Here is a 22,153-nt window from a genome sequence, read left to right as displayed (position 1 = left end):
TGGCGCTCTGGACGGAAGCGACGACGGACGCGGGCCGATGACGCCGCGGCGGCTGGGGCCGCGGCCGATCGGGCCGATGCGTCCACCGGACTGGCTGGTGCGTGCTGCCGGTGAGATCAGTGGGGTATCCGTCGCGCTGATCAAGTCGGGCGTCTGGCGGTCGGCGCGGCCGACACAGCTGGTGGCGATCGAGCGGGCCTTGCGGCAGTGGGGTCAGTCGATGGCGGCGCTCGGAGCGATCGCCGCGATCCGGTTCCCCGACCAGCCGGCGGTGATCGACGAGCTCGGCACGGTCAGCTATCGCGAGCTGGATCGCCGGTGTTCGCGCCAGGCGGCCGCGCTGCGGGCGCAGTACGGGATTGTTGCTGGAAGCAAGGTTGCCGTGCTCTGCCGCAACCACCGTGGCTTCCTGGAAGCAACCCTCGCAGCCTCCCGTCTCGGCGCCGACGTCCTCTTCGTCAACACCGAGTTCGCTCCCCCGCAACTCGAACTCGTCCTCGAACGCCACCACCCCGACCTCCTCATCCACGACGAGGAATTCGCCGAGGCAGCCGGAGATCTCCCCGCAGTCATCGCCTGGCACGACACCGAGGGAGCCAACGCGGCCCCGTCGCGGACGACCCTCGACGACCTTGCCGTGAGCGAAGCTCCGGAGGCGCCAGCACCTGAGCGGCCAGGGCACATCACGATTCTGACGTCGGGCACGACGGGTGCTCCGAAGGCGGCGCCGCGCGCACCTACTGCTTGGGGGTTGGCTGGACTGACTGCAAGCACGCTCAATCGGATCGGGCTGCGCGCCGGCGAACCAATGGTGATCTGCCCACCGCTGTTCCACGGGTTGGGTCTGCTCAACTCGATGCTCGCCCTCTTCCTAGGCTCACCGTTGGTACTGGCCCGCCGGTACGACGCAGCCGCGGTGCTCGCGTCCGTCGACAAGAACCGGGCCGGCGCGATCGTCGCAGTACCGGTGATGCTGCAACGCATGCTCGACGTCGGCCCGGCCGCTATCGCCGAGCCCGACCTGCGCTCACTCCGCGCGGTGATCTCGGGCGCGTCCGCACTGGGCCCAGCGCTGGCCGAACGGTTCATCGCGCAGTTCGGGCCAGTACTGTGCGACGCCTACGGATCCAGCGAGATCGGGATCGCGACCATCGCCACCTCAGCCGACCTGATCGCGGCGCCCGGCACGGTCGGCCGACCTTGCCTCGGCAGCTCGGTCCGGATCCTCGACGATCATGACCAACCGGCGAGGACCGGCGTCACCGGGCGGATCTTCGCGGGTGGCGGCCTCGTCTTCGGCGGGTACTCGGATGGCAGCAGCAAGACAGTCGTCGACGGCCGGATGAGCACCGGCGATCTGGGTCACCTCGACACCGCCGGACGGTTGTTCGTCGACGGCCGTGAGGACGACATGATCGTGTCCGGCGGCGAGAACGTGTACCCGGTCGAGGTCGAGGACTGCCTGATGAGTCACCCCGCTGTCGTCGAGGCGGTGGTGGTCGGCGTACCGGACGAGGAGTTCGGCCAGCGCCTGGTCGCGTACGTAGTACCGGCCGGTGAGGTGACCGAGGACGAACTCGTCCAGCACGTCCGCGCCAACCTCGCCCGCTACAAGGCACCCCGCAAGATCGTCCTGGTGGACGACCTCCCCCGCAACGCAACGGGAAAGATCCTCCGCAGCAAACTCACCGATCGATGGAGGCCATGACTGCCTCCTCGTGCCGCTCGCCGGCGGCCGGCGTGAGGTTGTTGAGCCTTTCGACCTGTTCGGCGCTGAGTTCGACGGCATCGGCGGCGGTGTTCTCCTCGACCCGGGAGACCCGCTTCGTGCCGGGGATCGGGACGATGTCATTGCCCTGGGCAAGCAGCCACGCCAGGGCGACCTGTGCCGGGGTCGCCGCCGCCTCGGCTGCGACGGCCTTGACCTCGTCGACGACGAGCAGGTTGCGCTGGAAGTTCTCGCCGGTGAACCGTGGGTTGGTCTTGCGCCAGTCGTCGTCGGCGATGTCGTCGGTGGAGCGGATCTGGCCGGTCAGGAAGCCGTGACCGAGCGGTGAATACGGAACGAAGCCGATACCCAGCTCGCGCAGCAGCGGCAGGATGCCGGCCTCCACGTCCCGGGTCCACAGGGAGTACTCGGTCTGTAGGGCGGTGACGGGATGGACGGCGTGCGCGCGGCGAATCGTGGTGGTACCGGCCTCGGACAGGCCCAGATGACCGACCTTGCCCTCGGCAATCAGTTCGGCGACGGCGCCGACGGTGTCCTCGATCGGGGTGTTCGGGTCGACCCGGTGCTGGTAGTACAGGTCGATGTGATCGGTGCCGAGCCGCTTGAGCGACCCCTCTACCGCGGTACGGATGTTCGCCGGACTGCTGTCCAGGTGTCCCGGGCCGCCACCGGCGTGGGAGACCAGACCGAACTTCGTCGCCAGTACGACCTGCTCACGGCGACCTTTCAGGGCCCGGCCGACCAGTTCCTCGTTGGCGAAAGGTCCGTAGATCTCCGCGGTGTCGAGGAACGTGACGCCCAGGTCGAGCGCCCGGTGGATGGTGCGGACCGACTCGGCGTCGCTGCCTTCGCCGACGTTGTAGTAGCCCGACATCGACATGGCGCCGAGGCCGATCCGGGAGACGTCGAGTCCGCCCAAGGAGACGTGCTTCATCATCAACTCCGTTTCTGCGATTCCAGTTGATTCACGTAACCACGGGCGGGTCGCTGCTCGTTCCCGCCAAAGAGGCACTGCTCTTCCGGGGGTCCGTCAGTACCCCCTTCGAGGACGCCCGCAAGGGAGGTTCCGTCGTACGGTGGATCCATGGATCGCCGTACCGAGATCCGGGAGTTCCTTCGCACGCGCAGGGCCCGGATCACCCCTGAGCAAGCCGGTATGACCCCGCACGCCGGTGTCCGCAGGGTGCCGGGGCTGCGACGCGAAGAGGTCGCACAGCTCGCCGGGGTCAGCGTCGACTACTACATCCGCCTGGAGCGTGGCCACAGCAAAGGCATCTCCGAAACGGTCCTCGATGCCGTCGCCCGCGCGCTGCGGCTGGACGACACCGAACGTGCGCACCTCTTCGATCTCGCGCAACCCACCGCGGCCCGGACCAGCCGGCGGCGACCACTCAGTCCGCAGAAGGTCCGCCCCGTCCTGTACCGAGCTCTGGATGCGCTCAGCGTCCCCGCTCTGATCCAGGGACGCCGGATGGACGTTCTCGCTGCCAACCGGCTCGGTCATGCCCTCTTCACCGACTTCCAGGCACTGCCCCTCCGCGAGCGCAACTTCGCCCGCTTCGTCTTCCTCGACGACGCGGCGAGCAGCCTGTACGCCGACTGGCACCGGGCGGCCGGCGATTGCGTGGCCAACCTCCGCCTGTACGCCGGACGCCACCCCGACGACCCGCAACTCACCGAACTGATCGGCGAGCTGTCAGTGCGCAGCGACACCTTCCGTCGCATCTGGGCAGATCACGACGTACTCGCTCACGCCAGCGGCACCAAACGCCTGCATCACCCGCTCGTGGGCGACCTCACCCTCGACTACGAGGTACTGACCGTCGCAGACGACCCCGAACAGGCCCTCGTCATCCTGACGCCTGAACCCGCATCGCCCTCCGCCGAGGCCATCGACATCCTCGCCAGTTGGACTCACAGCCCCGCAGAGGTCCCGCGCGCTTCCGATCAAGCGCCCGCGGACGGGCTGAACTGAATCTCCGCCCAAGGGGTCTTGTCGGCGACGTGCTGGCGAAGCAGCCGGGCCTGGCGTGGGAGGTTCCAGGCGAGGGCTCCGGTCACTCGGTCGCCATCGCCGTACAGGGCTGCGAACCTGCCCTCTGCCGGATCGCCGGCGACGATGCGGAAGTCGAGGTCGTCGCCGGAGCGGCCGTAGACCTGGATCTTCACGTCGTACTGGTCGGTCCAGAAGTAGGAGACCGGCTCGAACGGGATCGCCTGGCCCAGCAGGTTCTTCACAGCCGTTGTGGCCTGCTCGGTCGCGTTCATTCGATGCTCCAGCCGACGGCGGCCGACACCCGGGTGATCCCAGGACGCGACATCACCAGCCGCAACCACGCCGGGTGCGGCAACGCAGTACTGGTCGCACTCGACACCGTCACCTAGGACGAGACCACTCCCCGCAAGCCAATCGGTCGCGGGCGTGGCGCCGACTGCGACGAGGACAAGGTCGGCGGGGACGTGCGAACCGTCGGACAGCTCGACACTGGTGACGCGTCGCGCACTCCCGCGTGGCGCGGTCGCGGTCACGGTCGCCGGGGTCAGCGCGCTGACGGTCGTGCCGCAGCGGACGTCCACGCCGTGCGCTTCGTGCAGCTGCGTCAGCAGCTTCCCCATCTCGCCGCCGAACTGCCGGATCATCGGCGCCGGCAGTGGATCGATCATGGTCACCGCCAGCCCCAACTCCCGGGCAACGGCCGCGACCTCGGCGCCGAGGAAGCCGGCTCCGACGATCGCCACCGAGCGGGCCGACCGCAGGCCGTCGCGGAGTGCCAGCGTGTCGTCGAGGGTGCGGAGCAGATGGACGCCTGCCAGGTCGTGGCCGAACGGCAGCCGCCGCGGAGTCGCGCCGGTCGCGATGACCAGGCCGTCGTAGCCGAGCACCTGGCCGTCGGTGAGCGTGACCTTGCGTGCCAACGGATCCAGCGAGCTGGCCGCAGTACCGAGGATCCAGTGGGCGTTGAGGTCGGCGAGTACGTCGGCGGAGCGCAGTACGATCCGGTCTTCGTCCCAGGCGCCGCGGAGGATCTGCTTGGACAGCGGCGGCCGGTCGTACGGCGAATGCACCTCCTCGCCGACGATGGTCAGCTCACCCATGTAGCCCTCGCGCCGCAGCGCCTCGGCCGCGGTGAGCCCCGCGGCCGAAGCACCGACGACGACTATCTGGGAAAGCACGCGCGACTACTCCGCCACCGTGATCGCGAGCGCCGGGCAGATCCGCGCAGCCTCGCGGGTACCTTCCTCGGCGTCGGCGTCGGGCTGCTCCTCCAGCAGTACGGCGATCCCGTCGTCGTCACGCTGGTCGAACACGTCCGGCGACGACAGTACGCATTGCCCCGAACCGATGCACTTGTCTTGATCGAGAACAACCTTCATCGCAGTACCCCTCTCACCAGGTGACCGGAAGCGCGTGGACGCCGTAGATGGCCATATCGTGCTTGAACGGCAGCTCGTCGACCGGCACGGCCAGCGCCAGGGTCGGGATCCGCCGGTAGAGCGTGCTGTAGACGACCTGCAGCTCCACCCGGGCAAGTGGTTGCCCAAGGCACTGATGAATGCCGTAGCCGAAGGCGACGTGATGCCGGGCCGCGCGGTGGATGTCGAGCTTGTCCGGGTCGGGGAAGGCTTCCTCGTCGCGGTTCGCGATCTCGGTCGCGACGATCACGCCCTCGCCCTTGCGGATCAGCTGCCCGCCGACCTCGATGTCTTCGAGCGCGACCCGGCGGCGGCCGTTGTGCACGATGGTCAGGTACCGCAGCAGTTCTTCAACAGCATTGGCGACCACCTTCGGGTCGTCGGTGGCGCGCAGGTCGTTGAGCTGGTCGGGGTGCTCGAGCAGCGCGACGGTGCCGAGGGCAATCATGTTCGCGGTGGTCTCGTGGCCCGCGATCAGCAGCAGTAAGCCCATGTCGACGATGTCCTCGACACTCATCTGATCGGTTCGCATTTGCTCGATGATCAGCCGGCTCAGCAGATCGTCGGCAGGGCCCTCGTTCTTCCGGTTCACCAGGTCCCGGAGGTACGCCCGCAGTTCGTCGTTCGCCGCCTTCGATTGCGCGGCGGTGTTCTCGCGCCGGAGCAGCGTCTTGCCGAGCCGGTGGAAGAGCGCGCGATCTTCGTACGGGACGCCGAGCAGCTCACAGATCACCAGCGACGGCAACGGCAGGGCGAGCGCCTCGACCAGGTCGACCGGCTTCGGGCCGGCCAGGATGTCGTCGATCAGCCCGTCGGTGATCGCCTGGATCCGCGGCCGCATCGCCTCCACCCGCTTGATCATGAAGTCAGCGGTCACCAGCCGGCGCTTGGCAGCGTGCTCGGGGTCGTCGCGGACGATGAACGCGTTGAACTGGCCGCGGTTGACCGCTTGCGCCTCGGTACTGAACGGGAACCCGTCATTGCGCGGATCGGAGCTGATCCGCGGGTCGGCCAGGATCTGCCGGCTGTGGTCGTACCGGGTCACCATCCACGGCGTACTGCCGTCCCACAGCTTCACCCGAGAGAGCGGTTCCTCATCCTGTAGCCGATCCAGTTCCGGCGGCGGATCGAACGGGCACTTGCCCCGCGCCATCGGATAGGTCGGTACTGCCTCCACGATCTCGGTCATCGTCGACTCCCCAGAGTTACCGAACGATTGTTTTCTTACTGAACAAACGTTAGGTAACTCAGCGCCATGACACCAGACAGTGAGAGTCAGATCACAAACCGTGAGGAAGCTCAGACGAAGATGAGCGAGACCAGGTCGTCGAGGAAGTCCTCGTCCGGCCGGCTGATCTGGACGCCGTCCAGCAGCGCGGCCCGGCCATAGACGCTGACGAACACCAGCGACGCGGCCCGGCTGCTCGGAATTCGCAGTGCATGTCCAGCCTCGGCGCAGCGGTCGAAAGCTGCGATGAACCTGGTGAAGACCTCATGCAGCGGCCCGCTGACCGGACGCTCGCCACTGACCGCCCGGCGAGTGGCTTTGCCGAACAGCAGCCGGTAGTGCCCTGGCTTGGCGTCGGCGAAATCGCGATGGGCATGTACCTGGGCACGAACGCGACCCAGCACGTCGCCAGGATCGAGACTCTCGTCGGCCGCGGCCATCGCCTTGATCAGCAGGCCGAACTCATAATCCACCAGACCGTCGATCAACGCGGCCCGGTCGGCGAAGTGCTGATAGATGCTGGCCGGCGCGATCCCGACCGCGCGCGCGACCCCGCGGATGGTCAGGCCGTCCTCACCACCCAGCTCCGACAGCAGCCGGCCGGCGCCTTCCAGGATCTCGATCCGCAGCCGGTCGCCCTCGCCCCAGCGGTTGCGGACCCGCTGTTCGGTGATGGTCTCGTCGTCCGGCATCTGGTCATTGTCTCTCAGCGAGAGTCCTGATTCCGTGAACCTGGAGGCAATGGTCGCGGTGGCGCGCCGGTATAGGTTGCGGAGATGCTCTTCGGCAGCGGGCCTTTGATCCTGGTCTGATCCAGCTGCTGCTCGCGGGCATGGGCGAGCAGGCCGACGGATCGCGAGAGCACGAAGAGCCCGCGGGCCAACTCGGGTGCGAGGCCGAGTTCGGCGTAGATGGTCGCGGTCGCGCCGTCGACGTTCATCGGAATCGGCTTCGAGCCTTCGGCCAGTACGGACTCCAGCGCCAGCGCGACTTCCAGATAGTGGCCGTCGACAATGCCATCGCGGGCGGCGCGCTCGATCGCGTGCATCAGCGGATCGCGCCGCGGGTCGAGCGGATGGAAGCGGTGCCCGAAACCGGGGATGAACGCCTTCCGTTCCTTGTACTCCGCAACGAGCGCGCGCGCCGCTGCCGTCGGCGACTCACCTGCGTCGACCGTGCTCTTGAGTTGCTGGAGAACGGTCATGCATTGCTGGCCGGCGCCACCGTGAACATCACCGAGCAGGTTGACGCCCGTCGCCATCGCATTGTTGAGAGCAAGCCCGCAGGAAGCCGCCATCCTCGCCGCCGCGATCGAAGGCGCTTGAGGACCGTGGTCGACGGCCGCAACAAGCGTGAGTTCGAGCAGCCTGGCTTCATCGTCGGTCGGCAGCTCGCCGGTGGTCATCAGCCAGATCATCTGCGGGAAGCCGACGTTGCCGATCAGCTCCTCGATCGCATAACCACGCAGCCGGATCGCACCAGGCTGGATGTCGGTGATCGAGGTCGCCCACCAGTCCGCGGCCTCCTGCGCCTTGTCGCTCATACCGCTCCCTGCTCATGAAGCCTGCTGATCTCCACCGCGCTGTAGCCAAGCTCGGCGAGGATCTCATCGGTGTGCTCACTCAACCCCGGCGGCCGACTCCCCGGCCCCACCGACGCGCCATCAACATGAACACTGCTCCCCAACACCCGAAGAGAACGCTCTCCGCCCGGCAAGTCGACTTCGTGGAGAAGCCCCCGCTCGGAGACCTGCTCCAAAGACAACGCCTGCTCAACCGTAAGAACCGGAGCGACGGGAACCCCGCTGTCGGCAAGCAACCCATCCCATTCCGTCGCAGAGCGCTCTCCGAGCGTCTTCTCCAGCTCTGCCTTGAGCTCCACGCGATGCTGTTTGCGGGCCTCTCGGGTAGCGAATCGAGGATCGTCGATCAGCTCCAGGCGATCGAGGGCCGTGCACAGTTCGACGTACTGCTCCTGCTTGTTGGCAGCGATGTTCAGCGCACCCGACGCCGTCGCGAACGTGCCCGACGGCGCCGAGGTGACGTTTTCGTTGCCCATGGCCCGTGGTTCGCGCCCGCCGATGACGAAATCGGAGACGACCCAGCCCATCGCCGCGATCGCCGTCTCCAGCATCGACACATCAAGGAAACTGCCGACGCCGGTACGAGAGCGCTTCACCAACGCCGCCGAGATCGCGAAGGCCGCCGCGTACCCACCCAGCGTGTCTGCGATCGGAAACCCAGTCCGGGTCGGCGCAGTATCCGGCGTGCCAGTCACGCTCATGATCCCCGACAACCCCTGAATGATCTGGTCGTACGCCGGCCGCCCACGCATCGGCCCGGTCTGCCCGAAGCCGGAGACAGCGCAGTACACGAGACCCGGATTCAACCCCTGCAGCACCTCCCACGAGAAGCCAAGCCGTTCGAGCACCCCCGGCCGGAAGTTCTCCAGCAGCACATCGGCCTCACCGACCAACCGCTCGAAAACCTCCTTGCCTGCGGTGCTCTTCAGGTCGAGCGTCAGAGAGCGCTTCCCCGCGTTCTGCGCCAGGAACGAGATCCCCAACCCCGCCTTGCTCAGCTCAGGATCAGCACCGAGGTTGCGCGCCAGATCCCCCGACCCCGGCAGCTCGACCTTGATCACGTCGGCGCCCATCAGCGCGAGTTGATACCCGGCGAAAGGCCCGGCCAGTACGTTCGTGAGGTCCAGCACGCGCACCCCGGCCAGCAGGTCAGGATGCACTGAACCCGCTCCACCCACTGGACGTGATGGCGGCAGCGCATCGGCCTACGGCGGCTATGTAGCCCGGTAGGCGCTCGTCATTGAAACGCGTCGTCGGCCCACCGACCCCGACAGCGGCGACCACACGCCCATCGGATCGGAGTACCGGCGCTGAAGCACCCGATGCGCCCAACTCGCGCTCGCCGTGCGTCACGGCATAGCCCCGCTCCCCCGCCCGTACTGCGGCCAGGCGCAACTGCTTGGCGAAGTCAGCGCCCTGCGGCGACTCGGCAGCCACCGCGTCGATCACGGACGGATCCTCAGCCAGTACAGGCGGATCGCTCAGCAGCACCCGCGATGCGGCGCCGCCCCACAACGGCAACGCCGAGCCGAGCGCGATCGTGTGCCGAACGCTCAAGGACCCTTGAGCCTGAGCAAGGCAGACGCGCGTCCGCCCGACCCGGATGTAGAGGTTGGCCGTCTCGCCGGTCTCCGCGGCGAGCCTGTTGAGCGCCGAGCGCACAGCCGGCGGGACCTCCATGCTCGCGCTGCTCAACCGCGACCAGCGGAGGAAGCCGGGGCCGATCGCATAGCGGCCGGGCCCCGTCGAAGCGACGAGTCCTCGCTGTTCGAGAGTCGTCACCAAGCGCAGGACGGTCGTCTTCGGCAGGCCGCTCGCGGCGGTCAGCTCGGCCAACGTCCAGAGCGGATGCTCGTCGTCGAAGCGCTCCAGCAGGTCCAGTGCCCGGTGCACGCTACGCACCCCGGGCAGCTCCCCTTCGACATCCATCCGGACCCCTTTCGCTCCTGCACGACCTTCCGACGATAACCCGTCGATCCGCACAGCGGAACCTCTGTACCCCCTGGTGGAATGCTGCTAGTTTTTCGCCAAGCCCGGTTCCAAGGAGGTACCCAGATGCCACGATCCGTGATCGTCGCCGCGGGGTTGACCGTCAGCCTGCTGCTCAGCGGCTGCTCGGCCCTGGAGGGCGGCAGCGTCGCCGGCGACTTCCCGTCCCGCAACGTCGAGATCATGGTCCCGGCCGCCCCCGGCGGTGGCTGGGATCTCACCGCGCGTCAGCTGCAGCACGTGATCCAGGAGGACGACTTCCTGCCCGGCCGGTCGGTCTCGGTCGTCAACGTCACCGGCGCCGGCGGTGCCGTCGGCATCTCCAAGCTGGTCACCAAGAACCGCAAGGATCCGCACACGCTGATGATCACCGGCCTGGTGATGGTCGGCGCGCTGACCCTGAACCAGTCCAAGATCACCATCTCCGACACGACCCCGATCGCCACCATCACCGCCGAGCAGGAAGTGCTCGTGGTGAAGGCCGATTCACCGCTGAAGTCCCTCAAGGATCTGGTGGAGAAGTACAAGGCCGACCCGACCTCGGTCAGCTGGGGCGGCGGCACGATCGGCGGCACCGACCACATCACCGCGGGCACCCTGGTGAAGACCGCGGGCCTGGACCCGTCGAAGGTCAAGTACATCTCGTACTCCGGTGGTGGCGAGGCGACCGCCGCGATCCTGTCCGGCGACGTCACCGTCGGCATCTCCGGCCTGAGCGAGTTCGAGGAACAGATCAAGTCCGGCAAGATGCGCGTCCTCGCCACCTCGGGCACCGAGCCGATGTCGGTCGACGGCAAACAGCTCCCCACGATGAAGTCGGAGGGCTACGACGCCGAGGTCCTGAACTGGCGCGCGATCGTCGCCCCACCCGACATCCCGGAGGCCGACCGCCAACGCCTGATCGCCTTCGTCACCAAAGCCAACGACTCCCCCGAATGGGCCGAGATCCGCAAGAAACAAGGCTGGACCGACTTCTTCAAAACCGGCGACGACGCCAAGAAGTTCATCGCCGACGAAACCACCCGAGTCGAGGCACTGCTGAAGGAGCTGGGCATCATATGAGCACAACAGAAGAGCCCGTCGAAGCTCAGACAGTGAAGGCTTCCGAGGTTGATGTCGAAGCGTCGCGCATGGTCCGGCTCATTGCGGCCGTTGTACTGGTGGTGCTGAGTGGCACGTTCCTGGTGGGCGTGTTCGATATCCGCAGCCCCAAAGGGCTTGACCCAGCCGGTCCGCGCTTCTTCCCGCTACTCGTGACGGCCGCCTGGTTGCTGCTCTCCATCGGCTATCTGATCGAGGGACTGCGCTCTCCCCGCGACACTGACAAGGCCGATCGGAGTTGGTTCGAGCCGGTTGCGGTGTCAGTACTGCTTGTTTTGTATGCGTTTCTGGTGGTGCCGCTCGGCTACATCATTGCGACGGCCTTGCTGTTCTACGCGGCGGCTCGGGTGCTGGGGAGTCGGCAACTGGTGCGGGACATCATCGTGGCGGTGGTGCTCTCGGTAGTGGTGTACATCGCCTTCACGCAGTTTCTGGATATCTCGCTGCCGGAGGGGGTGCTGGGGCTGTGATCTCTCTGGCCGTGTTCGGCGATCTTCTGCATGGGTTCGGGACCGTTCTGCACCCGATGAATCTGCTCTGGGCAGTCGTCGGCGTGACACTCGGCATGTTGGTCGGGATCCTGCCGGGGATCGGGCCGGCGCTGACGATCGCGTTGCTGCTGCCGATCACCTTCAACTTCTCCGACCCGATCGGTGCCTTCATCATGTTCGCCGGGATCTACTACGGCGCCATGTACGGCGGGTCCACCACTTCTATCCTGATCAATACCCCAGGCGAGTCGGCCTCGGTGGCAACCGCGATCGAGGGCCACAAGATGGCGCTCAAGGGCCGCGCGCGGGCAGCGCTGGCGACGGCGGCGATCGGGTCGTTCATCGCGGGCACGATCTCGACCGTGCTGCTGACCTTCGTGGCCAAGCCGATCGGCAACCTGGCCAGCCAGTTCCAGTCGACCGACTACTTCGCGATCACGTTGCTCGCGATGGTCGCGGTGACCGCGCTGGTGGGTCACTCGCTCATCCGGGGACTGCTGTCGCTGACGGTCGGCCTGTTCATCGGGTTGATCGGACTCGACAGTTTGTCCGGTGCTCAGCGCTACACCTTCGGCACCTTGCGGTTGCTCGACGGAGTCGACGTGGTGATCGTCATCGTGGGTCTCTTCGCGATCGGCGAGACGTTGCATGTGGCATCGAAGTTGCGCAGCACACCGGAGCGGCCCGCAGTACTTGAGAAGGGCCGGCTGCGTACCGGGTACCTCAACAAGGACGACTGGAAGCGGTCATGGGCGCCGTGGCTGCGCGGTACCGCCCTGGGCTTCCCGTTCGGCGCGATCCCGTCCGGCGGTGCGGAAGTACCGACGTTCCTGAGCTACACGATCGAGCGGCGGCGAGCCAAGAAGGCCGGGCGCAAGCATCCCGACGAGTTCGGCGACGGCGCGATCGAAGGCGTCGCGGGCCCCGAGGCAGCCAACAACGCGTCGTTCTCCGGCGTACTGGTACCGCTCCTGACGCTCGGCCTGCCGACCTCCGCGACAGCCGCAGTGATGCTGGCCGCGTTCCAGATCTTCAACGTGCAGCCCGGGCCGCAGCTGTTCGAGGACCAGGGCACGCTCGTCTGGACGCTGATCGCGTCGCTCTACATCGGCAACCTGATCCTGCTGATCATGAACCTGCCGCTGATCCAGATCTGGGTCCAGGTGCTCAAGGTCCCCCGGCCTCTCCTGTACTCCGGAATCCTGGTCTTCGCGTGTCTCGGCGTCTACTCGCTGTCGGGCTCCGGCTACGAGGTCCTGATGGCTCTCCTGATCGGGGTGATCGGGTTCTTCATGCGCAAACTCGACTTCCCGATCGCGCCCGTGATCCTGGGTGTCATCCTCGGCCCGACGATGGAGGAACAGTTCCGCCGCTCGCTGGTCATCTCCAACGGCGACGCGAGCGTGTTCTTCACCCGGCCGCTCAGCCTGATCATCATCGTGCTGACCGTGCTGGCGTTGTTCGTCCCGTACCTGCCCCGGATCGTCGCCCGCCTCCGCGGCACCGAGGCGAGCCGGGACCGGCTGACCTTCGGTGAGGACGACTGATGTCGGAGGCAACAGCTGGTGATGAGAGAGTGGGCCTCGTGAAGATTCTGGTGGGCTACGTACCGACGCCCGAAGGTGAGGCCGCTCTCGAGGCCGCAGCCGCCGAAGCCGAGCTGCGCGGAGCCTCCGTGCTGCTGCTCAACACGAGCCGCGGCGACGCCTACGTCGACTCCCGGTACGCGAACCAGGCCGAGCTCGACGCCGCCGAGGCCCGCCTCCGCGAGCGCGGTGTCGAGGTGACGATCCAGCAGGCGGTCGGCACCGGCGACGTCGCCCACGAGTTGCTCCGCGCCGCCGAGGAGAACGACGTCACCCTGATCGTCCTCGGCCTCCGCCGCCGCAGCCCGGTCGGCAAGCTCATCCTCGGCAGCACCGCCCAACGAGTCCTCCTCGAATCCCCCGTCCCCGTCCTCGCCGTCAAGGTCCCCACCTCCCGCGACGACTGACAGCCAGACTCGCCGGGCAGCCGGTCATGCTCGCCCGGCGGGTGGCGACGATCGACCACTTGTCCGGCGGGCGGCTCGACCTGGGGATCGCGCTCGGCTGGCTTCCGGAGGAGTTCGCGGCGACCGGCGTACCAGCCCAGCGCGTACCGGAACCTCGCGGCCAAGCTCTGGTGAGCCACCTCGCCCCTCATCCTCGACGGCCTGCAAACCCCCACCGCCCACTCATGCCCCGAGCCTCCGATCACCCGCGTGGAACTCGCTACCGTCTACCGCGACTGCTGACCGCTCGGCAAACCGGCCCGCTACGGACTCAAGCGCACAGTTCCGACTCACTCCAGAACCTGCTTCTTCACCACGAGCCATTGACCGACAGCCCGGGAATCGGGATCCTCGCTCTTCGGATCGAAGAAACCAGCCGGAAGTTCTTCATGGGCAATTTTCAGGTCGGCGAGAATGGCCTGGACCTCACCAGGCTTGTGATGAATTCTGCACACCGCGCGATTCCATTCATAGCCGGCCAACCCGGAATACTTGGTCCGGTTACGAATCTCGATAGTCTTGTTGAGCATTTCGATCGCGGCGGAATAATGTGGTGGCACGGAGTCTTTCATCGTAAATGCAAGACTGCCGAAATAGCTATAAGGCGCATCTTCTTCATCAATAGCAATCAGCGCTCGAAATACCGGCTTGGTCCGCGCCATCGCATCCTTGTCGCTGGCCCAACTCTCGTGCCGCTGCCCTTCGGCGCGTTGATAGATCTGGTTCAGCCAGTCCGGCGATGCGGCCCGGATTGCCGCCTGCAAATCGGCCCGACTGGGCGGCGTCTGCCCATTCAGTTGCCGTTCGGTCAACGAGAGGGCGGCCGCGTTCGCGTTCGCCATGTCGGCCAAGGCGTCCTCGATCTGCTCCGTCAGATTGCCATCCGCGGCCTGCAACACCCCGCGCAGCCGCGACCTCGTCCACAAGTAGAGCAGGAGGAAGGAACTCACTGCGAAGTAGCAGACGTAGACAATCGAGAATGCTGCACTATGCGGTCTGTCTCCGAATAGAGGACCGAGCCACTCACCCAACCGCTCGAGTCCGCGCGGAACGCGCGTCACCTGGACGAGGCCGACGCCAACGATGATCTTGGTCAACCAGTCCGATATATCTTCCAGATTCGTGTTCGCGAGGTAGCGGACAGGTTCACCGTCCAGACCGTCGGACTGCAACGTCTTTGGAATACCAAACAAGAATCCCAGAACTCCACCGACGGCAACGGCAGCACCAGCAGCGACGATCGCTGCGCCGACCACACCGGACCCCGCCAACCAATGCCCAGGCATGGCATACAGAACCGCCGCCAGCAACCCTGCGCCAAACGCCATCCCGCCAGCGTGCAGCAATGTCCGCTCGAATTTTTCGGTTCGCTCAAACTTCTCGGCGACAGGCGTATCAGGCATGATCCCCTCCGAGAAAATCCTTCCAGACCCACATGAAACAAGCACTTGAGCCGCCGGGATAGTCTCCGGACTATTCGACCAGATGATTCCCGAACGTTTTTCCTGGCAACCACTGCGCTACAAACCGAGATGAAATCGCTATTTGGAAAGCGTCATCCAAAGGCATTTCGTGAGGTAAGTCACATATTTCCCGCGCAAGCGACCTCTTTCGGGGCGATCGCGGTTCCTTCGTCTGCCTGAGCCTCGGTCGGGCTAAATCGAGGTGAGCAGTTGGCTTGGGGCGCCTAAACTGGTTGGTGACATGCCTGATGCCCGGACCGAATCGCAGAGTCCCACCCCAGCTACCGGTCCCGTCCAGGATCCCGGTCGCCGCCCGCGTCCACGCCGCCGTCGCAAGAAGCCGAGCGGTGCTGCTGACGTAGCTGGTACTACGGGAGCCGCGCGCCCCGCCGGTGACGCGGCCGGTGGCAGCGCGGCCGGTGGTGCCGCGGCCGGTGGTGCCGCGGCCCGTGGGATCGCGGAGTTGGCGGCGCGGCTCGAAGGGCTGAGCGTTTCCGATCGGGAGCAGCTTGGGCGGCGGCTCGAGCGGTTGCGGGGACTCCGCGAGGAGGCGAAACGCGAGAACGCGCTCTCTGACATCAGCGCGCGGATCGAGCAGGCTGAGCAACGGGTCGAGCAGCGGCGGCTCGCAGTACCGGAGATCTCCTATCCCGAAGAGCTGCCGGTCAGTCAGCTCAAGGACGACGTCGCGGCGGCCATTCGCGACCATCAGGTCGTCGTGATCGCCGGCGAGACCGGGTCGGGCAAGACGACGCAGATCCCGAAGATCTGTCTGGAGCTGGGCCGCGGCATCCGCGGGATGATCGGGCACACGCAGCCGCGCCGGCTGGCCGCGCGGACGGTGGCCGAGCGGATCGCGGAGGAGCTGGACACCGAGCTCGGCGACACGATCGGGTACGCCGTCCGGTTCACCGACAAGGTCAGTGAGCGCTCTCTGGTCAAGCTGATGACGGATGGCATCCTGCTCGCCGAGCTGCAGCGCGACCGCGACCTGAGCAGGTACGACACGCTCATCATCGACGAGGCGCACGAGCGCAGCCTGAACATCGACTTCATCCTCGGGTACCTCCGCCAGCTGCTCCCCCGCCGCCCCGACCTCAAGGTGATCATCACCTCGGCGACCATCGACCCCGAACGCTTCGCCGAGCACTTCGCCGACGCCAAGGGCGAGCCGGCGCCGATCGTCGAGGTCTCCGGCCGTACCTACCCGGTCGAGACCCGGTACCGCCCGATCAACGACCCGGACGACCCGAGCACGCTCGACCGCGACCAGACCCAGGCGATCCTCGACGCGGTCGACGAGCTCTCCGGCGAAGCCCCGGGCGACGTACTCGTGTTCCTCAGCGGCGAACGCGAGATCCGCGACACCGCCGACGCACTACAAGACCACAACCTGCGCAACACCGAGATCCTGCCGCTCTACGCACGGCTCTCCAACGCCGAGCAGCACCGCGTCTTCTCGTCGCACGGCTCGAGCCGCCGGATCGTGCTCGCCACCAACGTCGCCGAGACGTCGCTGACCGTCCCCGGCATCAAGTACGTGATCGACCCCGGTACCGCCCGAATCAGCCGCTACTCGCACCGTACGAAGGTGCAGCACCTCCCGATCGAGCCCGTCTCACAGGCCAGCGCCAACCAGCGCAAGGGTCGCTGCGGCCGGACCAGCGACGGCATCTGTATCCGCCTGTACTCCGAGGAGCATTTCGAGAGCCGTCCCGAGTTCACCGACCCGGAGATCCTGCGGACCAACCTCGCCTCCGTCATCCTCCAGATGACCTCGATCGGGCTCGGTGACATCGCCGCGTTCCCGTTCATCGACGAGCCGGACCGCCGCAGCATCACCGACGGCCTGCAACTGCTCACCGAACTGGGCGCGATCGACTCGGCCAAGGCGTCAGACCGCACCCGTCGCCTGACCCCTGTCGGACGGCAGCTGGCGCAGATCCCGCTCGACCCCCGCCTGGCCCGGATGATCGTCGAGGCCGACAAACACGGATGCGTCCGCGAGGTCATGGTCATCGCCTCCGCGCTTTCGATCCAGGATCCGCGTGAACGGCCGACCGATGCCGAAGCGCAGGCGACCCAATCGCATGCGCGCTTCCGCGACCCGACCTCCGACTTCCTCGGCTTCCTGAACCTCTGGAACTACCTCAAGAAGCAGCAGAAGGAGCTGTCCGGCAACCAGTTCCGCCGGATGTGCCGCAGCGAGTACCTCAACTATCTGCGGGTCCGTGAGTGGCAGGACATCTTCGCCCAACTCCGCCAGGTCGCGTCGCAGATCGGCGTCACCCTCAACTCCGGCGAGGCCGCCGATCCGCAAGCCGTGCACATCTCACTGATGTCCGGCCTGCTCTCCCACCTCGGCCTGAAGGATCCCGCCAACCAGCACCAGTACATCGGTGCCCGCGGCGCCAAGTTCGCGATCTTCCCGGGTTCCGGCCTGTTCAAGAAGCCACCGCAGTTCGTGATGGCTGCCGAGCTGGTCGAGACGTCACGCCTCTGGGCCCGGGTGAACGCGAAGATCGAGCCCGAGTGGGCCGAGGGTATCGCCCAGCACCTGGTCAAGCGCTCGTACTCCGAACCGCACTGGGAGCGGAAGGCCGGCGCTGTGATGGCGTACGAGAAGGTCACGCTGTACGGCGTACCGATCGTTGCCCACCGCAAGATCAACTACGGGGCCGTCGACCAGGAAGTGTCGCGGGAGCTGTTCATCCGGCACGCCCTGGTCGAGGGTGACTGGGACACCCACCACAAGTTCTTCCACGAGAATCGCAAGCTGATCGAGGAAGTCGAGGAGCTGGAGGAGCGCACCCGGCGCCGCGACCTGCTGGTCGACGACGAGACGCTGTTCGCCTTCTACGACGAGCGGATCGGGCCGGATGTCGTCACCGGACGGCACTTCGACACCTGGTGGAAGACGGCGCGGCAGCGCGACGCCGACCTGCTCGACTTCGAGCGGTCGCTGGTCGTCCGGGAAGGCGCCGAGGTCAAGGAGGAGGAGTTCCCGCTCACCTGGACGCAGAACGGGATGACCTTCGACCTCACCTACGCCTTCGAGCCGGGGACGGATGCGGACGGTGTGACCGTGCACCTGCCGCTGCTCGTGCTCAACCAGGTCACCGCGGACGGTTTCGAATGGAGTGTGCCGGGCTTCCGCGAGGAGCTGGTCACCACCCTGATCAAGTCGTTGCCCAAGGCAATCCGGCGCAACATCGTGCCGGCGCCCGACCATGCCCGCCAGATCCTCCCCTTCCTCGACCCGGCATCGGGTCCGCTGGTCGACGCGATGGCGCGCGAGCTGCGTAACCTGCGCGACGTACAGATCGACACCGAGGACTGGGATTGGTCGCGGGTGCCGGAGCACCTGCGGATGACGTTCCGCGTCGTCGACGACAACGGCAAGACAGTGGCCGAGGGCAAGGATCTCGCCGCGCTGAAGGAACGGCTGAAGCCGAAGACGAAGGCGGCGATCTCGCAGGTCGCATCCAAGGCGCTCAGCGGGCTGGAGCGGACCGGTCTGACCGACTGGACCTTCGGCGATCTGCCGCGCAGCTTCTCCGAACACCGCAACGGTCTGACCGTGGCCGGCTATCCCGCACTGGTTGACGAAGGCAAGAGTGTCGCCATCCGGTTGCAGGAGACCGAGCGCGACCAGGCTGCAGCGATGTGGAACGGCACGCGCAGGTTGCTGCTGCTCACGATGCCCTCGGTGATCGACGTGGTCCAACGGAACCTGACCAACCAACAGAAGATGACGCTGATGGCCGGCCCGCACCGCAATGTCGGCGAGCTGCTCGACGACGCGATCTCGGCGGCCGTCGATCAGTTGATGACGGCGGCCGGTGGCCCGGTCTGGAACCTCACGGCGTTCTCGTTCCTCCGCGACGCCGTCCGCTCGGATCTGGCCGACACCGTACTGACGATCCTGCAGCAGGTCGAGCAGGTACTGGGCCATGCCCGGACGGTGGACAAGCAGATCTCCCGCTCGTCGTCACCGGCTCTGCTCGCCGCGCTGTCGGACGTACGGGGACAGCTGGAAGGCCTGATCCATCGCGGCTTCATCACCGAGGCCGGCGCCAAACGGCTGCCCGACCTGGCCCGCTACTTGCGTGGGATCGAGCAGCGCCTGGACAAGATCGGCGCCAACGCGATGCGCGACCGGTCCGGCATGGCGGTGGTACAGACCCTCACCGACGAGTACCAGAAACGCCTCAAGGCGATCCCGACCGGCAAGTACCCGAGCCCGGAGCTCCTCGAGGTCCGCTGGATGCTCGAGGAACTCCGGATCAGCCTGTTCGCTCAGACCCTCGGTACGCCGTACCCGGTCTCGGACAAGCGCATCCGCAAGGCCCTGACGACTGCGTGAGCTACGTCCGGAGAGCCCGCCAGCGCTCTCCGGACGTCTGCTCAGCTAGAGATAGCTAGGGATAGCTCACCACATATCGTTGCTGGGTCGCCGCATTCGCGGTGCCGCCGGTGTTGTTGATGACATTGGCGATGGTGCCGACGCCGCCGAGGGAGACCGAGACCAGGTCGTGGAACTTCACGCCCGCGGTGTCGGGGACCTCGAAGGAGCGGTCGACGACCAGCGCCGGGTTGACCTGGAAGAACGAGTAGCTGCCCACTCCCCAGGCCTCATGGCTGGTGACGTTGTTCGCGACCTTGTACGCCGCCCAGCCCCGCGTCCCGCCACCGCTGGTCCACGAAGCCTGGTCCGGCGGGTCGTACGGGAACTCGTTCTGGAAGAAGTACGTCTTGCCGCCGTTGCCGTTCCAGAGCACCTCGTACTGCTGGTAGTGCTCGACGAACAGCCCGTACATCGTCACGTTGTTGCCGTTGACAACCAACCCGTTGGCCGCCGTGTTGACGTTCCAGCCGACCTGGTCGCCGTGGTCGGCACGCCACAGCCACATGTGGTCGCCGATCACGTTGTTGCTGTTGACCTGCAGGCTGACCGTCGCCTTGCCGAGGTGTGCGCCGCCACCGATCCGGACGAACACGTCGTGCAGGGAGGTCGGGTTCGCCGAGTGGTCGGCGTTCGAACCGGCCGGGCCGACCTCGACCAGGGTCGGCGAGTTCACCGGGCCGGCGTCGATCAGCAGGCCGCCGAGCTTGACGCCGTCGACGTCCGCCACCGAGATGGCGGTCTTGCCGGTGTCCGGGGTGAGGGTCGCCATTCCGATGCCGAGGACAACCGTGTTCGGCTTGGTCACCTTGATGGTGTCGGTCAGGTGGTAGATGCCGGGGGTGAAGAGCAGGTGCTTGCCCTGATCGAGCGCCGCGTTGATGGTGGCGATCGGGGTCGACGGCTTGGCGACCAGGAACTGGCTCAGCGAGATCGACGTGCCGGCCGCTGGGCCGTGCGACCAGCTCGTGCCCGACGAGTTCTGCCGCAGGGCCGGCACGAAGACGTTGTAGCTGCCGGCGTTATCGACGTACAGGAAGGGCTTTTCGCGGATCACGGGCGTGGTGCCGACGACTGTGTGGGACGGGTTCGGGAAGTTCTGCGGCGGTGCGCCGGTGGTACCGACGAACACCATGTTCCAGACCGAGCCGGCCCAGCTGCCGAACTCCGAGTTGCGCGACACCCACTGCTGCTGCGAGCCGGAGACGACCCGGTTGTCGATCTTGGTGTCGGCGAACAGGCCACCGCTGGCCCAGCCGTCGCCACCGCTCCAGAGCTGGATCTCCGGCGCGCCCTTCAGGTGCATCCGCCGGTACGGCGCAGCCTGCGCGACCGCCCAGCGCTCGATCTGGCCGGCCGGCGGGGTGACGGCCAGGTTCTCCGCGGAACGCCAGAAGTTCTGGGTGGCGTTCTGCTTGTTGTTCGGGTTGTCGCCCTGCTGCAGCCAGTCGGCCTCGACCCGGACGTGTCCGTTGAGGTTGACGTCGTCAGGCGACAGACCGAGGCCGGCCACCTGGGTGTTGAAGCCCAGGTTGACGTCAGCCGTGTAGGTGCCGGGCTTGAAGAGCAGCGCGTTGCGCTGGTCACCGAACTGGTTGGTGTGCTGCTGTGCTGCGACCTGGTCGAGCCGCGCCTGCATCTGCGCCTGCGGGGTCGCTGGGGTGAAGACATCGACGTTCGGGCCGAGGTCGGGGTTCATCGGGTCGGTCGGCGGGATCACCGGGCCGGTGCCTCCATCGGTGCTGTGGACGACGAGCTCCCAGAGCGAGTACCCGTAGCCGGTGCCGCGCTGGGTGCCGTTGACCCGCAGGTACCGGCCGCTGCCGGTCACGTCGAGGGTCTGGTTGCCACCGGTGCCGGTGGTCGTCGTGTAGATCGAGTTCCACGGTCCACCCGCATTAGCGGACACCTGGACCTGGAAGGACTTCCCGTACGCCGCCTCCCAGCTCAGGGCGACCTGGCAGATCGTCTGGGTCGAGCCCAGGTCCACCTGGATCCACTGGGGGTCAGTGGCCGCGCTGGACCAGCGGGTGCCGGGGTTGCCGTCGACAGCGGCTGAGGCAGGGGTGCCGCCGTTCTCGACGCTCGACGCGGTTGCGGTCTTGCCCTGGGCGACGTTGGCCGTCCCGCAAGCGGTCGGGCCGCCGTCGGTACCGCCGTACACCTGGAACTCCCAGAGCGAGTACCCGTAGCCGGTACCACGCTGGGTGCCGGACATCCGTACGTACCGGCCGCTGCCGGTCACGTTGAGCGTCTGCACGCCACCGATGCCAGTGGTCGTCGTGTAGATCGAGTTCCACGGTCCGCCGGCGTTGTCGGAGACCTGGACCTGGAAGGACTTGCCGTAGGCCGCCTCCCAGTTGAGGACGACCTGGCTGATGGCGGAGGTCGACCCGAGGTCCACCTGGATCCATTGCGGGTCGGACGCGGCGCTGGACCAGCGGGTCGCGGTGTTGCCGTCGACGGCCGCCGAGGCCGGCGTACCGCCGTTCTCTGTACTGGAGCTGGTGACCGGCTTGCCCTGGGACAGCAGCGTGGCGGCAGCCTGAGCTCTGCCGCCAGGCGCGATCACAAGGGCCGTGGTGATCAGGAACGCGGCTGAAACCAGGATCAGCCAACGCCTGAGGAAGGCCGGAGAGCGCGCTCCGGCCGATCTGGAAATGCGCATGGAGGAACCAATCAGGAGAGTGGACGGGGCGGCATCCTGCAGGTCTAGAGA

17 protein-coding genes and 1 pseudogene are annotated in these 22,153 nt (G+C 66.7%); 8 read left to right on the top strand and 10 right to left on the bottom strand.

The features are described from left to right. The first annotated feature begins 37 nt into the window (after nucleotides 1-37). Nucleotides 38-1,708 (top strand): AMP-binding protein, encoded by a 1,671-nt coding sequence (locus tag OHA70_RS30580; protein WP_328323385.1) that lies wholly within the window; start codon nucleotides 38-40, stop codon nucleotides 1,706-1,708. Here the strand turns inward: OHA70_RS30580 and OHA70_RS30575 are convergent. Further along, nucleotides 1,686-2,663, bottom strand: coding sequence for an aldo/keto reductase (locus OHA70_RS30575; protein WP_328323383.1), 978 nt, complete (start codon nucleotides 2,661-2,663; stop codon nucleotides 1,686-1,688). The two genes, OHA70_RS30580 and OHA70_RS30575, sit on opposite strands and share 23 nt — an antisense overlap. 150 nt (nucleotides 2,664-2,813) lie before the next feature. Between OHA70_RS30575 and OHA70_RS30570 the strand changes: the two genes are divergently transcribed. After that, nucleotides 2,814-3,704, top strand: a complete 891-nt coding sequence (locus OHA70_RS30570) for a helix-turn-helix domain-containing protein (protein WP_328323381.1) — start codon at nucleotides 2,814-2,816, stop codon at nucleotides 3,702-3,704. On the opposite strand, the gene OHA70_RS30565 is transcribed toward OHA70_RS30570, so the two are convergent. The 7 genes from OHA70_RS30565 to OHA70_RS30535 all read right to left on the bottom strand — a co-directional run bounded on the left by OHA70_RS30565 (nucleotide 3,677) and on the right by OHA70_RS30535 (nucleotide 9,882). Beyond that, nucleotides 3,677-4,903 carry an NAD(P)/FAD-dependent oxidoreductase gene (locus OHA70_RS30565; protein WP_328323379.1) on the bottom strand — a complete coding sequence of 409 codons (1,227 nt, stop codon included), beginning with the start codon at nucleotides 4,901-4,903 and terminating at the stop codon, nucleotides 3,677-3,679. The two genes, OHA70_RS30570 and OHA70_RS30565, sit on opposite strands and share 28 nt — an antisense overlap. A gap of 6 nt (nucleotides 4,904-4,909) precedes the next feature. Next, nucleotides 4,910-5,104: a ferredoxin gene (locus OHA70_RS30560; RefSeq protein WP_328323377.1), complete on the bottom strand. Its 195-nt coding sequence runs from the start codon at nucleotides 5,102-5,104 to the stop codon at nucleotides 4,910-4,912. Nucleotides 5,105-5,117: 13 nt separating this feature from the next. Then, nucleotides 5,118-6,332 carry a cytochrome P450 gene (locus OHA70_RS30555; RefSeq protein ID WP_328323375.1) on the bottom strand — a complete coding sequence of 405 codons (1,215 nt, stop codon included), beginning with the start codon at nucleotides 6,330-6,332 and terminating at the stop codon, nucleotides 5,118-5,120. 110 nt (nucleotides 6,333-6,442) lie between these two features. Further along, complete coding sequence (locus OHA70_RS30550; protein ID WP_328323373.1) at nucleotides 6,443-7,063, bottom strand: TetR/AcrR family transcriptional regulator; 621 nt, start codon at nucleotides 7,061-7,063, stop codon at nucleotides 6,443-6,445. A 14-nt stretch (nucleotides 7,064-7,077) separates the two neighbouring features. After that, the gene (locus tag OHA70_RS30545) at nucleotides 7,078-7,914 is read right to left on the bottom strand and encodes a citryl-CoA lyase (protein WP_328323371.1); all 837 of its coding nucleotides are present in this window, start codon (nucleotides 7,912-7,914) and stop codon (nucleotides 7,078-7,080) included. After that, entirely contained in the window at nucleotides 7,911-9,113 is a 1,203-nt protein-coding gene (locus OHA70_RS30540) for a CaiB/BaiF CoA transferase family protein (protein WP_328323369.1), read from the bottom strand. The genes OHA70_RS30545 and OHA70_RS30540 overlap by 4 nt, the downstream gene beginning before the upstream one ends. After that, nucleotides 9,103-9,882, bottom strand: a complete 780-nt coding sequence (locus OHA70_RS30535; RefSeq protein WP_328323367.1) for an IclR family transcriptional regulator — start codon at nucleotides 9,880-9,882, stop codon at nucleotides 9,103-9,105. Before OHA70_RS30535 ends, OHA70_RS30540 begins: the two co-directional genes overlap by 11 nt. Before the next feature lie 126 nt (nucleotides 9,883-10,008). On the opposite strand from OHA70_RS30535, the gene OHA70_RS30530 reads away from it, so the two are divergent. From OHA70_RS30530 to OHA70_RS30510, 5 genes and pseudogenes are all read left to right on the top strand, one after another. Then, nucleotides 10,009-11,004: a Bug family tripartite tricarboxylate transporter substrate binding protein gene (locus OHA70_RS30530; protein ID WP_328323365.1), complete on the top strand. Its 996-nt coding sequence runs from the start codon at nucleotides 10,009-10,011 to the stop codon at nucleotides 11,002-11,004. Then, a complete protein-coding gene (locus OHA70_RS30525) occupies nucleotides 11,001-11,513 on the top strand; it encodes a tripartite tricarboxylate transporter TctB family protein (protein ID WP_328323363.1) in 513 nt (170 codons plus the stop codon). The genes OHA70_RS30530 and OHA70_RS30525 overlap by 4 nt, the downstream gene beginning before the upstream one ends. After that, nucleotides 11,510-13,081 carry a tripartite tricarboxylate transporter permease gene (locus tag OHA70_RS30520; protein ID WP_328323361.1) on the top strand — a complete coding sequence of 524 codons (1,572 nt, stop codon included), beginning with the start codon at nucleotides 11,510-11,512 and terminating at the stop codon, nucleotides 13,079-13,081. Before OHA70_RS30525 ends, OHA70_RS30520 begins: the two co-directional genes overlap by 4 nt. A 38-nt stretch (nucleotides 13,082-13,119) precedes the next feature. Then, nucleotides 13,120-13,527: a universal stress protein gene (locus OHA70_RS30515; RefSeq protein WP_328323359.1), complete on the top strand. Its 408-nt coding sequence runs from the start codon at nucleotides 13,120-13,122 to the stop codon at nucleotides 13,525-13,527. A gap of 26 nt (nucleotides 13,528-13,553) precedes the next feature. Beyond that, nucleotides 13,554-13,655 (top strand): annotated as a pseudogene (locus tag OHA70_RS30510) (LLM class flavin-dependent oxidoreductase); the annotation flags it as partial. Between the two features lie 201 nt (nucleotides 13,656-13,856). On the opposite strand, the gene OHA70_RS30505 reads toward OHA70_RS30510, so the two are convergent. Further along, a complete protein-coding gene (locus OHA70_RS30505) occupies nucleotides 13,857-14,969 on the bottom strand; it encodes a hypothetical protein (RefSeq protein ID WP_328335325.1) in 1,113 nt (370 codons plus the stop codon). 301 nt (nucleotides 14,970-15,270) lie between these two features. On the opposite strand from OHA70_RS30505, the gene hrpA reads away from it, so the two are divergent. Beyond that, the gene (gene hrpA, locus OHA70_RS30500; RefSeq protein ID WP_328323357.1) at nucleotides 15,271-19,395 is read left to right on the top strand and encodes an ATP-dependent RNA helicase HrpA; all 4,125 of its coding nucleotides are present in this window, start codon (nucleotides 15,271-15,273) and stop codon (nucleotides 19,393-19,395) included. A gap of 55 nt (nucleotides 19,396-19,450) precedes the next feature. Here hrpA and OHA70_RS30495 read toward each other — a convergent pair whose 3' ends face one another. Further along, nucleotides 19,451-22,102 carry a discoidin domain-containing protein gene (locus OHA70_RS30495; RefSeq protein ID WP_328323355.1) on the bottom strand — a complete coding sequence of 884 codons (2,652 nt, stop codon included), beginning with the start codon at nucleotides 22,100-22,102 and terminating at the stop codon, nucleotides 19,451-19,453. Between the last annotated feature and the right edge of the window lie 51 nt (nucleotides 22,103-22,153).

This window comes from Kribbella sp. NBC_00382 (assembly GCF_036067295.1).
In the GTDB taxonomy this organism is placed as follows: Bacteria; Actinomycetota; Actinomycetes; order Propionibacteriales; family Kribbellaceae; genus Kribbella.
Note: the sequence above shows the minus strand (reverse complement) of the source record. Positions and strands in the feature narration are given on the sequence as shown.

Excerpts from the sequence above, each read along its gene's own strand:
- OHA70_RS30570 (WP_328323381.1), top strand. The coding sequence starts at position 2,814 with ATGGATCGCCGTACCGAGATCCGGGAGTTCCTTCGCACGCGCAGGGCC.
- OHA70_RS30560 (WP_328323377.1), bottom strand. The coding sequence starts at position 5,104 with ATGAAGGTTGTTCTCGATCAAGACAAGTGCATCGGTTCGGGGCAATGC.
- OHA70_RS30580 (WP_328323385.1), top strand. The coding sequence starts at position 38 with ATGACGCCGCGGCGGCTGGGGCCGCGGCCGATCGGGCCGATGCGTCCA.
- OHA70_RS30575 (WP_328323383.1), bottom strand. The coding sequence starts at position 2,663 with ATGAAGCACGTCTCCTTGGGCGGACTCGACGTCTCCCGGATCGGCCTC.
- OHA70_RS30555 (WP_328323375.1), bottom strand. The coding sequence starts at position 6,332 with ATGACCGAGATCGTGGAGGCAGTACCGACCTATCCGATGGCGCGGGGC.
- OHA70_RS30530 (WP_328323365.1), top strand. The coding sequence starts at position 10,009 with ATGCCACGATCCGTGATCGTCGCCGCGGGGTTGACCGTCAGCCTGCTG.
- OHA70_RS30505 (WP_328335325.1), bottom strand. The coding sequence starts at position 14,969 with ATGCCTGATACGCCTGTCGCCGAGAAGTTTGAGCGAACCGAAAAATTC.
- OHA70_RS30545 (WP_328323371.1), bottom strand. The coding sequence starts at position 7,914 with ATGAGCGACAAGGCGCAGGAGGCCGCGGACTGGTGGGCGACCTCGATC.
- OHA70_RS30550 (WP_328323373.1), bottom strand. The coding sequence starts at position 7,063 with ATGCCGGACGACGAGACCATCACCGAACAGCGGGTCCGCAACCGCTGG.
- OHA70_RS30525 (WP_328323363.1), top strand. The coding sequence starts at position 11,001 with ATGAGCACAACAGAAGAGCCCGTCGAAGCTCAGACAGTGAAGGCTTCC.
- OHA70_RS30495 (WP_328323355.1), bottom strand. The coding sequence starts at position 22,102 with ATGCGCATTTCCAGATCGGCCGGAGCGCGCTCTCCGGCCTTCCTCAGG.
- OHA70_RS30535 (WP_328323367.1), bottom strand. The coding sequence starts at position 9,882 with ATGGATGTCGAAGGGGAGCTGCCCGGGGTGCGTAGCGTGCACCGGGCA.
- hrpA (WP_328323357.1), top strand. The coding sequence starts at position 15,271 with ATGCCTGATGCCCGGACCGAATCGCAGAGTCCCACCCCAGCTACCGGT.